Source organism: Amycolatopsis sp. NPDC041971, assembly GCF_055588925.1.
In genome coordinates this window covers 235,005-248,174 of record NZ_JBVJCE010000006.1, presented here as the reverse complement: position 1 = coordinate 248,174, position 13,170 = coordinate 235,005, and the positions used below count along the sequence as shown (strand labels likewise).

At 67.9% G+C, this 13,170-nt stretch carries 11 protein-coding genes; 10 read left to right on the top strand and 1 reads right to left on the bottom strand.

What is annotated here, in order from left to right; genetic code table 11:
• Positions 1-10 precede the first annotated feature (10 nt).
• The 7 genes from hypF to ACZ6DT_RS15520 are packed head-to-tail and all read left to right on the top strand — an operon-like array spanning position 11 to position 8,700.
• Positions 11-2,344, top strand: coding sequence for a carbamoyltransferase HypF (gene hypF / locus ACZ6DT_RS15550; RefSeq protein WP_465594566.1), 2,334 nt, complete (start codon positions 11-13; stop codon positions 2,342-2,344).
• Positions 2,341-3,330 carry an NAD-dependent epimerase/dehydratase family protein gene (locus ACZ6DT_RS15545; protein ID WP_465594563.1) on the top strand — a complete coding sequence of 330 codons (990 nt, stop codon included), beginning with the start codon at positions 2,341-2,343 and terminating at the stop codon, positions 3,328-3,330. Before hypF ends, ACZ6DT_RS15545 begins: the two co-directional genes overlap by 4 nt.
• 38 nt (positions 3,331-3,368) lie before the next feature.
• Positions 3,369-4,541 (top strand): DegT/DnrJ/EryC1/StrS family aminotransferase, encoded by a 1,173-nt coding sequence (locus ACZ6DT_RS15540; protein ID WP_465594560.1) that lies wholly within the window; start codon positions 3,369-3,371, stop codon positions 4,539-4,541.
• Positions 4,538-4,996: an NUDIX hydrolase gene (locus ACZ6DT_RS15535; RefSeq protein WP_465594557.1), complete on the top strand. Its 459-nt coding sequence runs from the start codon at positions 4,538-4,540 to the stop codon at positions 4,994-4,996. Before ACZ6DT_RS15540 ends, ACZ6DT_RS15535 begins: the two co-directional genes overlap by 4 nt.
• Complete coding sequence (locus ACZ6DT_RS15530) at positions 4,993-5,808, top strand: inositol monophosphatase family protein (RefSeq protein WP_465594554.1); 816 nt, start codon at positions 4,993-4,995, stop codon at positions 5,806-5,808. The genes ACZ6DT_RS15535 and ACZ6DT_RS15530 overlap by 4 nt, the downstream gene beginning before the upstream one ends.
• Positions 5,805-7,109: an MFS transporter gene (locus ACZ6DT_RS15525; protein ID WP_465594551.1), complete on the top strand. Its 1,305-nt coding sequence runs from the start codon at positions 5,805-5,807 to the stop codon at positions 7,107-7,109. Before ACZ6DT_RS15530 ends, ACZ6DT_RS15525 begins: the two co-directional genes overlap by 4 nt.
• Positions 7,093-8,700 (top strand): carbamoyl phosphate synthase preATP-grasp domain-containing protein, encoded by a 1,608-nt coding sequence (locus tag ACZ6DT_RS15520; RefSeq protein WP_465594548.1) that lies wholly within the window; start codon positions 7,093-7,095, stop codon positions 8,698-8,700. Before ACZ6DT_RS15525 ends, ACZ6DT_RS15520 begins: the two co-directional genes overlap by 17 nt.
• 93 nt (positions 8,701-8,793) lie before the next feature.
• Here ACZ6DT_RS15520 and ACZ6DT_RS15515 read toward each other — a convergent pair whose 3' ends face one another.
• On the bottom strand, positions 8,794-9,369 hold the full coding sequence (locus tag ACZ6DT_RS15515; protein ID WP_465594545.1) for a TetR/AcrR family transcriptional regulator: 576 nt from the start codon (positions 9,367-9,369) through the stop codon (positions 8,794-8,796).
• Between the two features lie 222 nt (positions 9,370-9,591).
• On the opposite strand from ACZ6DT_RS15515, the gene ACZ6DT_RS15510 reads away from it, so the two are divergent.
• The 3 genes from ACZ6DT_RS15510 to ACZ6DT_RS15500 are packed head-to-tail and all read left to right on the top strand — an operon-like array spanning position 9,592 to position 13,167.
• Complete coding sequence (locus ACZ6DT_RS15510) at positions 9,592-10,044, top strand: (2Fe-2S)-binding protein (protein WP_465594542.1); 453 nt, start codon at positions 9,592-9,594, stop codon at positions 10,042-10,044.
• Positions 10,031-10,990 (top strand): FAD binding domain-containing protein, encoded by a 960-nt coding sequence (locus ACZ6DT_RS15505; protein ID WP_465594539.1) that lies wholly within the window; start codon positions 10,031-10,033, stop codon positions 10,988-10,990. Before ACZ6DT_RS15510 ends, ACZ6DT_RS15505 begins: the two co-directional genes overlap by 14 nt.
• Positions 10,990-13,167, top strand: a complete 2,178-nt coding sequence (locus tag ACZ6DT_RS15500; protein ID WP_465594536.1) for a xanthine dehydrogenase family protein molybdopterin-binding subunit — start codon at positions 10,990-10,992, stop codon at positions 13,165-13,167. The genes ACZ6DT_RS15505 and ACZ6DT_RS15500 overlap by 1 nt, the downstream gene beginning before the upstream one ends.
• The last annotated feature ends 3 nt before the right edge of the window (positions 13,168-13,170 follow it).

Below are 13,170 nucleotides of genomic sequence, written 5' to 3'. Positions count from 1 at the left end.
AGGTGACGAGATGCCGAGTAGCGATCCGAGTGTCCGGCGAAGCATCCGTGTGACCGGCGTGGTCCAGGGCGTGGGGTACCGGCCCTTCGTCTACAAGCTCGCGGTGAAATGCGACTTGACCGGTTGGGTGCTCAACGACCCGGAGGGGGTGCTGATCGAGGTCACCGGCCGCCCGGAAGAGGTACGCCGCTTCACCGAAGGCCTCGACACGGAGGCGCCGCCCCAGGCCCGGGTCACGGTGGTCCGGGTGACCGACCTGCCCGAAGCCGAGGCGAAGCCGGATGGGTTCACCATCCGGGAAAGCAGGCACGGCGGCCTCCGCACCACGGTCGTTCCCGCGGACTCCTACGTCTGCGCCGACTGCCGCGGCGAGTTGCGGGATCCGGCCGACCGCCGGTACCGCTATCCCTTCGTCAACTGCACCAACTGCGGCCCGCGGTATTCGATCATCCGCGAGCTGCCCTACGACCGTGCGGTCACCACGATGGCGGGCTTCACGATGTGCCGCCCGTGTGCCCGCGAGTACGAGGACCCGCTGGACCGCCGGTATCACGCCCAGCCCAACGCCTGCCCGGATTGCGGTCCGCGGCTGTTGTCGGCCGGCTCCGGCGGCGAAACGGCGGAGGGAGAGGAAGCGCTCGCCGCGGCCGCGGACACGCTCGCCGAGGGCGGGATCGTCGCGGTCAAGAGCGTCGGCGGGTTCCACCTCGCGGTCAACGCCCGTGACGGCGAGGCGGTCGCCCGGCTCCGGACCCGCAAACGGCGGGATTCCAAGCCGTTCGCCGTCATGGCGCGGGATCTGGACACGGTCGAAGGTTTCGCCGAGGTCCGGCCTGCCGAGGCCGAGCTGCTGCTCTCCCCGGCCCGGCCGATCGTGTTGCTGCGTAAACGATCCCTGGGCCTGCCGGAGCAGATCGCGCCACGCAATCCCAATCTCGGCATCATGCTCCCGTCCGCGCCGGTACACCATCTTCTCGTCGACCACGCCGGCTTGGACACCTTGGTGATGACGAGCGGCAACATCTCCGGCTACCCGATCGTGTTCCGCAACGAGGACGCGCTGGCGCAGTTGTTCGCGGTCGCCGACCTGATCCTCTACAACGACCGTGACATCGAAGTCCGCGTCGACGACTCGATCGTCCGTTACTCCGAGCATCCGGAACTCGGCGGGGGGCTGGTCGGGTTCATCCGCCGGTCCCGCGGCTATGCGCCGTATCCGGTGGAGATCGGCACCGAACTGGCGCCGCTCGTGGCGTACGGCGCCGAACTGAAGACGACGGTGGCGTTGAGCAGCGGCTCACGTGTCTACGTCAGCCAGCACATCGGCGACATCAAGAACGACGAGACCTTCGGGGCGCATCGAGCCGCCGTCGGTCATCTCGCCCGCCTCCACGACCTGCACCCCCGGCATGCCGCCGTCGACCTGCATCCGCAGTTCCGCGCGACCCGCTTCGCCTTGCAGGAACAGGGCGAAGCCTTCGAACAGGTTGTCACGGTCCAGCACCATCACGCGCACATGGCCTCCTGCATGGCGGAGAACCGGCTCGGCGGCGAGTCCATCGGCGTCATCTTCGACGGCACCGGATATGGCGACGACGGCACCATCTGGGGCGGCGAGTTCCTTCTCGGCGGCTATCGCGATGCCCGCCGCGTCGCGCATCTGCGGACCGTGCCGCTTTTGGGTGGTGACAAGGCGGTCTCCGAACCGATCCGGACGGGTTTCGCGCTCGCGCTGGACGCTTTCGGCGAGACTTCCGCCGCGCTCGACGCGTTTCCGGTGCTGGCGACCCTCGACGAACAGCAGCGGCACGTTTTCGCCACCATGGCGCAGCGAGGGATCAACGCACCACCCGCCTCCAGCATGGGCCGGTTGTTCGACGGTGTCGCCGCGTTGCTGGCCATCACCACGCACGCCGAATACGAAGCACAGGGGCCGATCGAGTTGGAAGGGCTACTCGAACGCGACTTCACCATGGCCGAGCCGGGAGTTCGGTACCGATTCGGCCTGAACGGACAGGAGATCGACCCCCGGCCGGTGATCCGGGCGCTCGCCGCGGATCGCGCGGCCGGGCTGGACTCCGCCACGGTGAGCCGTCGGTTCCACTCGGCCGTGGTCGACATGGTCGTCGACCGCTGTCAGGCCCTGCGAGAATCCGGAACCCGCCAGGTGGTGCTCTCCGGTGGTGTTTTCCTGAACGAATTCCTGCTGGTCAACTGCATGGTCGAGCTGCGCGCGGCGGGATTCGACCCGTACTGCCATCAGCAGGTGCCGACCAACGACGGCGGCATTTCGCTCGGCCAGATCGTGGTGGCCGACGCCAGGCTGGGAGACAACGCGCGATGAAGAAGTACCTGATCACCGGCGGGCGTGGGTACATCGGATCGGTGCTGACCCGGCGGCTCTGTCAGTCCGGCGCCGACGTCGTGGTCGTCGACAACGGTCTGGTCGCCGGCCCGGAACTCGAACTGCCCGGGGTCACCTACGTCGATGGCGATGTCCTCGAGCCCGGGTCCTGGGACAAGGCACTCGACGGCGTGGACGCCGTGGTCCACCTGGCGGCGATCGTGGGCGATCCCGCCTGCGGGGTCGACACGGACGCCGCATGGGAGGTCAATTACCTCGGCACCATCCGCGTCGCCGAGGCCTGCCGCCGGGCCGGGGTGCGGTCGCTGGTCTTCGCCTCCACCTGCAGCAACTACGGTTTCACCGCGGACGCGGAAGTGGACGTCTGGTCGCCCATGGCACCCCAGTCGGTCTATGCCGAGTCCAAAGTGCTATCCGAGCACTACCTGCTTTCGTTGCCGCGCGACGAACTCTGCACCCGCCTGCTGCGGTTCGCCACCATCCACGGCCTCTCCCCGCGGATGCGGTTCGATCTCGCCGTCAACGTCATGACCGCCAACGCCGTGGAGCGCGGCAGCGTCACCGTGCACGGCGGCACTCAGTGGCGGCCCTTCCTGCACGTCGAGGACGCGGCCACGGCGGTGCGCCTGATCCTCCAGGACGGCGGACGTGCCGCCCCCACCATCTACAACTGTGGCTTCGGCGAGGAGAACTACCGCATGGACTCCGTCGGCAAGCTGATCGCCGAGGAGATCGCCGGCGTCCGGATGGAAATCCTCGAGGAGCACACCGACCCACGGAACTACCGGGTGAATTTCGACCCCATCCGCCGGGATATGGGCTTCACACCGAGCCGCCGGGTCATCGACACGGTGCGAGAGATCCGGGACGCCATGCGCGAAGGGAAGTACCTGGACTTCGCCTCGCCCCGGTACAGCAACTACTTGACCGCGGTGGCCCAGCGCGTGGACCCGGTCTCGGCGTAGGCACGCGTTTCCGTCCTTCACTCCTCAGGAGCCTGACCATGACCGAGATCAACACCGACACCCGGCCCGGACGTTTCCCCGAACTCGTGCCCATGGTCCGCCCGACCGTGGAGGCCGATGCCGAGATGGAGTCGGCCGTCAAGGAGATCCTCCAGTCGGGCATGCTCACCAACGGGCGGTACGTAAGGGAATTCGAGAAAGCCGCGTGCGCGTACCTTGGTGTCGGTCACGCGGTCGCGGTCAGCAACTGCACGACCGGCCTGCTGCTCGTGCTCCGCTGCCTGGAGGTGACCGGCGACGTCGTCGTCCCGAGCTTCACGTTCATGGCTTCCGGGCACGCCATCGGCTGGGCCGGAAGCCGGGTCCGGTTCGCCGACTCGGATCCCCGCACCTGGACCCTCGACCCGCGTGCGGTGGCCCCGCTCGTACCGGACGCGGCCGGTGTACTGGCGGTGCACACCTTCGGCGTCCCCTGTGACACCACGTCGCTGCAGGAGCTGTGCGACTCCCGGCGTATTCCGCTGATCATCGACGCCGCACACGGCTTCGGCAGCCGCTATCCCGACGGGACGATGGTCGGCGGCAAGGGAGTGGCCGAGGTGTTCAGCCTCAGCCCGACCAAGACCCTCAGCACCGGCGAGGGCGGGCTGATCACGACGAACGACGCCGCGCTGGCCGCCAAGTTGAGGACGGCGCGCGACTACGGCAATCCCGGTGATTACGACAGCCTGTTCTTCGGGCTCAACGGCCGGATGACCGAGGTCTCCGGCTTCATGGGCGTCCACGCGCTCAAACGATTCTCCCGCTGGCTCGAGATCAGGCGTTCGCTCGCGCAGCGGTATCGCTCCCGATTGGACGGACTGCCCGGTCTGGACTTCCAGGCGGTTCCGGAGGGGGCCGCGAGTTCGTACAAGGACCTGGGGATCCGTGTCGACCCCGCAAGCTTCGGGATGACCCGCGACGTGCTGGCCGAGCGGTTGAGGCAGGAGAACGTCAGTACTCGCAAGTACTTCAGCCCGGCACTGCACCAGCAGACCGCCTACCGGAACGTGCCCGCGGGCGCGGATCTGTCCGTCACCGAGGAACTGGCCGCGAGCATGATCACGCTGCCGCTCTACTCTCACATGCCGGCGCGGGTCGTCGACGAGATCTGCGACATCATCCGCGAAATACACGCGACAGCACAGAAAGCAGGCGGTAAAGCATCGTGAACGACTACGTGGCGGACCTGCGGAAACTGGTCGGCACCCGGCCGCTGATCCTTCCCGGCACCTCGGTCGTCGTCACCGATCCGGCCGACCGCGTCCTGCTTCTGGCGCGGGTCGACACCGGCGGCTGGGGACTGCCCGGCGGTCTGATGGAGCCTGGGGAGTCGTTCGAGGAGACCGGGCGGCGCGAGGTCCGGGAGGAGACCGGGCTCGAGATCGGCGACCTGAACCTGCTGGGGCTCTTTTCCGGCGCCGAGTACTACTACCGCTATCCGAACGGCGACGAGATCTACAACATCACCGCCGCCTACGTGGCGAGGCTGCCGGAGGACGCCACCATCGTCCTGGACACCGCGGAGAACAGCACGTGGCGGTTCTTCGGGCTGGACGAGATCCCGGAAACCGTGATCACCCCGGAACAGCCCATCATCGCGGAATACGCCAAGGTCGCTTCATGACCCCGCCGGATACCGGCTTCACGGAGTTCATCGAGACCTGCCTTCGCGAAGCGTCCAAAGTGGCCATCGCGATGCGGGGCACCGGCGAGGTGACGGTCAAGCCGGCGGACGTGAACCAGCTCGTGACCGACACCGATCTGGCCATCGGCGCGCTGCTGACCGGCCGGATCAGGGAACGGTATCCGCGGCACGCGATCCTGGAAGAGGAAAGCGGCGGGACATCGGGTGACGAGGTCACCTGGATCGTGGATCCGTTGGACGGCACCAGTAACCATGCCGCGGGCAGCCCGCTCTACGGGGTGATGATCGCGGCGGTCGGCGCCGAGGGTGTCCTCGCCGGCGGGCTCGCGCTGCCGGCGTTCGACACCGTCTACGTCGCCGAGTCGGGCCGTGGCGCCACGCGGAACGGGCGTCCCCTCGCGCAACTCCCGGCCACATCCCCCGATCGGTCGCTCGTGGCCTTCGGCATGGACAAGGGAACACCGGAGGTAATGGCCGGTGAAGGCAGGCTCGCCGCGGCTCTCGGGATGGCGTGCCTCGGCGTCCGCATGAGCAACAGCGTTTTCGACATCTGCATGGTGGCCGACGGCGCCTACGGGGCATTCGTGCATCGAAGCTGCCGGATCTGGGACGTGGCGGCGGCGCTGTGCGTTCTGGAGGAATGCGGCGCGGTCTGCACTGATCTCGACGGGCGGCCCCTGGACCTCACCGACCCGCTGACGAAGGCGGACCAGGTCTTCGAAGTCTGTCTGGCCACGGTCACTGTGCATCCCGCCGTGATGACCGCGCTGAAAGCGGCGGCCCCCGCATGAGCGTCCGGCAGGGGCAGGACACCAAGGTGAGTCTCTTCGCCTTGATCCTGGGGCTGACCTGTGGCTACGACGCCACCGCGATGGCGGGCGCGCTGCTGTTGGTCACCGACCATTTCGAGCTCACGACCACCCAGCAAGGCTCGCTGTACGCCGCCACCGCGGCGGGCTGGATCCTCGGCGCCGTCCTGGGCAGCAGGCTCGTCAATTCACTCGGCCGTCGCAAAACCCTGCTCGGCTTGACGTTCCTGTACCTGGTGGCCACCGGCCTGACCGTCACGGCCGGGGATCCGCTGTGGCTGGGCGCGGGCCGTCTCGGGCAGGGCACCGCGATCGGCATCGCCATCGTGACGACGCCGATCTTCATCGCCGAATCGGCCACGACACGCGCTCGTGGGCGCATCGCGGTCCTCTACCAGGTGGCGACCTCCGTCGGGATCGCGATGGGTTACTTCGGCGGCTATTTCCTCGCGAACAGCGGGCAGTGGCGGACGATGCTCGCCATCCCCGGCGTCCTCGCCCTCGTCGCCGCGCTGTGGTTGCTGAGGCTTCCCGAGACCGACCGCTGGCGACAGCTACGGCGCGAACGGGAGACCGGTTCGGCGACCTCGCGCCCTACCGGTGCCATCCGCGGCATATTCGCCCGCCGCCATCGCAAACTCACACTCTTCGTCGTCACACTGGGGTTTTTCGTTCAGGCGACGGGTATCAACGCGATGGTGTTCTTCAGCCCGCGAATCTTCCAGCATATCGGCTACACCGATGATTTCGGCCTGCTCGTCCTGCCAGGGTTCGTCCAGCTCGCCGGAGCCGCCGCGGCGCTAGGCTGCGCCTTGACGATCGAGCGGTTCGGACGGCGACCGGTGCTGCTCACCGGTACCACCCTGATGGGGTTGGGACACGCGCTCCTGGTGATCGGCTTCGCCACTGATTCACCCGGCGTGCTGGGCTTTCTCGGACTCATCACCTTCATCGTCGGCTTCAACTCCGGTTTCGGATCGCTGGTGTGGGTCTTCGCGGCCGAGGGGTTCCCGGATCACCTACGAGGCATGGGAGCGTCGGTGATGCTGCTGACGAACCTCACGACGAACCTGTTCGTGGCGCAGTTCTTCCTCGATGTGCTCAACACGATCGGTGGCCTGTCGACCTTCCTCGTTCTCTTCGCGATCACCGTGCTGGCCTGGATTTTCGTCTTCTTCGCCGCTCCGGAGACGAAGGGCCGGTCGCTGGACGAGGTCCAGTCCTATTGGGAAGCGGGCAGGCGCTGGCCCGTCACCGACGACACCCATGTCGCGGCGTCCTGAGCCGCGGTCGGTTCTGGTGATCGGGCACGCCGCCCCGGCATGCCGGGTGTTCAAGACGGCGGGCCTGCGGGTCACGGTGGTCGACAGCGACCTGACGACGGCGACGACCGATCCGGCGTTCGCCGATTCCACTTACCTGGAGCCGGTCGACCCTGTGACGGTCGAGAAGATCATCGCCAAGGAACTGCCGGACGCCTTGTTCCTCACCTTTGGCGGGCAGACCGCGCTCGACACCACTGTCGCTCTGTACGAGTCCGGTGTCCTGACCCGCTACGGCGTCGAGCTGATCGGCACCGGCATCGACGCGATCCTGGCACGCGAAGAGTTCGCGGTCTCGGCGTCCGTGCTCGGTTGGGAGAAGTTCGAGCTCGAACTCGTGCGCGACCACGAGGGGAAGGCGGCCGTCACCTGTCTGCGGGAGGAATCCGGGACACTGACCGGCCGGGCGTATCAGCGGATACGTGACAAGGCCGTCGAGATGACGAGGACCGCCGGCCCCGGTGGCTGCACCGTCGGATTCGCCGTCGACCCGTGCGACGGCCGCACGGCCGTGACCGGATTCGATCCCCGGGTGACCCGGTCCAGCGCGCTCGTCGCCGAACTGGCTCTCGGCCGCACCCTGGGCGACCTCGAGGTGAGCCTTGACCGTGTCGTCGTCACGGAGACACGTCCGGATGCCGCCGGCTTTCCTTCACCGGATCGATTTCGAGGCGACACGATCGAGATCGACGTCGATGCGCTGTACGACGGTTCCGAGTTGTATCTGGGCGGGATCATGGAGCGCTTCGAGACCGTATACGCGCTGCCGCCGATCACTCTCGGCCAAGCCGATGTCAACCGGATCCGTGAGTCCACTCGTGCCTTGGCCGACAGCACCGGGCCGCTGAACGTCCGATACGCGCTCGAATCCGGTGTCCTTTGTGTACTGGAGGCAGCTCCGCGAGCCGGGGGCACCGTCCCGTTCGTATCGAGGGCCACGGGTGTTCCCCTGGCCGAAGCCACCGCACGGGTGATGCTCGGGGCCGCCATCGCCGACCTGCGTGCCGAGGGCGTGCTGCCTGCCGTCGGAGACGGCGGCAGCTTCCCGCCGGGCTCCGCCGTCGCGGTCAGGCAGGGGGAGGTGATGGGCATCGACTCGGCTTTCGGCGCCGCTTACGCCAAAACGCGGGCCGCCGCTTCCGGTCCCTTGCCCACCAAGGGCCGGGTGTTCGTCTCGTTCGCCGGCCGCGACAACCGGGCGATGATCTTCCCGGTGAAGGCACTGGCGGACACCGGTTTCGAAATCCTCGCCGCCGAAAGGACCGGCGACGTCCTCCGCCGCGTCGGTGTACCGGCCACGACCGTCCGCGAATCATCCATTGTGGACCTGGTGACGGCGGGCGAGGTGGTGCTGGTCGTCGATACCTTGTCCGAGGCACCTGACGTCCGCGCCGCCGCGGCGGCCCGCGGGATCCCCTGTTTCGCGACCGTCCGGGGTTTCGCCGCCGCGGTGCAAGGGATCGATGCCGTCGATCGCGGCCGGACGAGCGTGGTTTCACTTCAGGAGCACATCACCGGCCTGCGTTCGGCCCGCCACGACGTAGTCATCTAGGGTCCGTGAAGGCCTCCTTAAGGGACCCAGAGTCCCTCAAGGAGGCCTTCACGGACTTTCCTCGCTGCCGGGATGACCTCCGACTGAGCAGCGTCAGGACCGGCCAGTGCCCATTCCTCGCCACAGCAGGTCGAGGAGGCTCGCGACGTCGCGCCGCCACTCACCGTTCGGGTCGAGGTACAGCAGGCCGCCCAGTCCACGCAGGACGGTCTCGGGCTTGAGGTCCGGGCGGACGGTGCCGGCGTCGATATTCGCTTGCAACAGCTTGAAAACCGCGCCGACCATGGCCTCGTAGGCTCCCGCGGGCAGCTCGCCGCGGGAAGCCGTCGCGGCGCGAAGGGCGTGGGCGAGGCCGCGTTTGGTCATCATGTAATGCGCGAGGTGGTCGGTGGTCCACGTCCGGAAAGCCTGCTCTGGTGGGTATTTTTCGAGCAGGCTCGGCACGATGTCGACGAGCTGGCGTACTTCGCGCTGGTAGACCGCCAGGATGAGGGCTTCAGGGGTCGGGAAATGCCGGTACACCGTGCCGACACCGACCTCGGCCTTCTTCGCGATGGCGTTGAACGAGACCTCGCCCGAGCAGGCCAGTGACTTCGCCGCGGCGGCGAGGATGCGCTCGTGGTTGCGCCGGGTGTCCGCACGCCGGGGGTTGACCGATCCCGTCGTCATCTTCCCTCCCGTCCGCCGATCCCGTTCTCCGGTGAATGTAGCCGAGAAACCCGGGCGACCTGGAGCGACTCCAGGGGGACCATCGACATTGCCAAGCGGATTGTAATCCGCTAACTTGAAAATCGAAGCGGATGAATATCCGTTTCGGTTCGCGAACAGTCTCCCACCACCTCAACCTACGCCGTCGGGCCCGTGCCCGGACGATCTGCGGAAAGAGATCCAGTGGACATCTCACTCGAAGTCAATGGCAGGACGGAACACCTGAGTCTCGATCCCGGGGTGACCCTGCTGGACGCGCTGCGGGAGCGGCTCGCCGTCACAGGTCCGAAGAAAGGCTGCGACAGAGGGCAGTGCGGCGCCTGCACAGTGCACGTCGGCGGACGGCCGGTGCTGTCCTGTCTCACCTTGGCCGCCACCGTGAAGCAGCCGGTGACCACGGTCGAAGGACTGTCCACAGAGGACCGGATGCATCCGGTCCAGCAGGCGTTCGTCGACCGTGACGCCCTCCAGTGCGGATTCTGCACGTCCGGGCAGATCATGTCGGCGGTCGCCGCCGTCGAGCAGGACGTCGAGGACGTCCGTGAGTTCATGTCCGGCAACCTCTGCCGGTGCGCGGCGTACCCGAACATCATCGCGGCGGTCGAGCAGGCGAGGAGGGCCGATGCGTCCCTTTGAGCTGCTCGCAGCCGAAACCGTCGAGGCCGCGGTCTCCTCGCCCGGCACGTTCCTGGCGGGCGGGACCACGCTCGTCGACCTGATGAAACTCAATGTCCTGACGCCACCGCAGGTTCTGGACATCAACTCGGTGCCGCTGCGGGGCATCGACACCAGCGACGGGCTCCGGTTCGGCGCGCTGGAGCGGATGGGCGACATCGCCGCGCACCCCGGGATATATCCGGTGATCTCCCGGTCCCTGCTGCTCAGCGCCTCCCAGCAGATCCGGAACATGGCCAGCATCGGCGGAAACCTCATGCAGCGCACCCGCTGCTCGTATTTCCGGGACGTCGCCATGCCGTGCAACCGGCGGGTGCCCGGCAGCGGTTGCCCGGCGATCTCGGGCGCCAACCGGATGCACGCGGTGCTGGGCACGAGCGATTCGTGCGTGGCGACCCACGCCAGCGACGTGGCCGTCGCCCTGGTCGCCCTCGACGCACGACTCCGGCTGGTCAGCGCGACCGGGACCCGCACCGTCGAATTGGCTTCCTTCTACCGCCGGCCCGGTGACACCCCCGAGGTGGAGACCGAGCTGCGACCCGGCGAACTGATCGCCGAGGTCGTGGTCCCACGGCTGGACTGGGCGTCGAACTCCACCTACGTCAAGGTGCGGGACAGGCAGTCCTACGAGTTCGCGCTGTGCTCGGCCGCGGTCGCGCTGCGGGTCGAGGACTCGCGCATCGTCGACGCCCGGGTCACGGCCGGTGGCGTGGCGACAGTGCCTTGGCGGTTGCCCGCGGTCGAGGCGGCCTTGCGTGGCGCGCCCGCGACGGTCTCGGCTTTCGAAGACGCCGCGGCGCTGGCCGCCGACGGCGCGCGCCCGTTGGCCGCGAACGGATTCAAGACGTCGTTGCTGCCGCGGACCATCGTCCGCGCACTGCTCGAACTGACCAAGGGGAGCCGCTGATGACCAGCCGGGTGGACGGGCCGCTGAAGGTCACCGGCCGGGCCGCGTACGGGGCGGATCACACCTTCCCCGGGCTGGTCCACGGGTACGTCGTGCTCAGCACGATCGCGCACGGCGAGATCGAGGCGATAGACGTCACGGCGGCGAAGGGTGCTCCGGGCGTGGTCGGTGTATACACGCCGTTCGATCCGCTGGAGCTGCGCACCCCGGCCACACCGTTCATGGGTGAGACATGGGTTCCTTTGCAGGACAAGGAAGTCGCCTACTACGGCCAGCCGATCGGCTTCGTGGTGGCCGAGACCTATGAGCAGGCTCGCGACGCGGCGATGCTGGTCGAGGTCTCCTATCTGGCGAGGCCCGCGCTGACTTCGTTGCAGGACGGCCTGGCTTCGGCAGAAGACGCACCGTCCGTGAGAGGCGGTGGACCATCCACTCTCGCCGTCCTCGCTCCCGGCGTCGAGTCCATCGAGGACGCACTCGCCGCGAGCCCGGTCGTCGTCGAAGCCACGTACACCACCGCGCCCCAGAACCACGCCGCTCTCGAACCGCATTCCGCGGTCGCGGCGTGGGGACCGGAGGGCCTGACGATCCACAGCGGCAACCAGGGATCCAACCTCCAAGCGGCGGAGCTGGCGATCGCGCTGGGCACGGAGCCGTCCGAGGTGCACGCGGTCAACCCCTTCGTGGGCGGGGCCTTCGGCGGCAAGGGCCGCACCTCCACCCCGGCGTTCCTGGCCGCGGCGGCGGCCAGAGTGCTGGGCAGGCCGGTGAAAGCCGTGCTCAGCCGGGAACAGGTCTTCACCGCGACCGCGGGCCGTGCCGCGACAGTGCAGAAGATCGCCCTCGGCGCGGAACACGACGGCACGCTCAACGCCCTGCGCCACGATTCGTGGTGCAGCACGCCGCTGGATCGGTCGTTCGTCGAGCCGACGTCGCACGGCACCTCACGCGAGTGGTACGCCACCCGGAACCTGGCCATCAGCCAGAAGATCGTGCCGCTGAACCTCCCGCCGACCACCTTCATGCGGGCGCCGGGCGAGGCACCCGGGTCTTTCGCGCTGGAGAGCGCGATCGACGAACTCGCGGTCGCGCTGGGCATGGACCCGATCGAGCTGCGGCAGCGGAACAACTCGACCGCTCCGCCCGGCAAGGATCTGCAGTGGTCGAGCAAACACCTCGACGAATGCTTCCGCGTCGGCGCGGCACGGTTCGGCTGGGGGGATCGCGCACCTCGAGGGCGGGCCGACGGAGACTGGCTCGTGGGCATGGGAACGGCCACCGCCATGTTCCCCGCGTTGCGATTCCCGGCGACGGTCGAGATCACCCTGCTGCCGGACGACACGGCCGTCGTCGCGACCAGCGGAGCGGACCCGGGAACGGGCCTGCTGACCGTGCTCTCCTTGGTGGGCGGGGAATCGCTGGACATTTCGTCGGATCGGGTGACACCGCGGCTCGGTGATTCGAAGCTGCCGCCCGGGGGCATGTCCGGTGGCTCGACGGCCACCGCGAGTACGGGGACGGCCATCATGATCGCCGCCGCCAAGGCGATCGACGAACTGCTGGCACTGGCCTCGGCCCCCGGCGCACCGTTCGACGGCATGGACGTCTCCTATGCGGACGGTCAGGTGCTGGCCGGAGGCCGGACGATGACCTTCGGCGAGCTGTTGCGGACACTGAAGCGCCCCTCGTTGTCGGTGGAAGGCTCGTCGGCACCCGGCGAAGAGCTGACGAAACATTCGTTCAGCTCGTTCGGCGCCCAGTTCTGCGAAGTCCGTGTGCACAAGTGGACGCGCGAGATCCGGGTGTCCCGCATGCTCGGCGTATTCGACTCCGGCCGGATCATCAACCCGGCGGCGGCGCGAAGCCAGATCATCGGGGGCATGATCTGGGGTGTTTCGGCCGCTCTGCACGAGGGGCTCGAGATCGAGGACAACGGACGCTTCGCCAACGGTGACCTCGCGAGCTACCTGATCCCGGTGAACGCGGACATCCCCGAAATCGACGTCCACTTCGTCGAGTACCCGGACACGTTGCACAACTCGGTCGGCGCGAAAGGGCTCGGCGAAATCGGTATCGTCGGGATGGCGGCGGCGGTCGCGAACGCCGTGCACAACGCCACCGGCATCCGGGTCCGGCACATCCCCATCCTGATCGAGGACCTCCTCGACGAGGCATAGGCG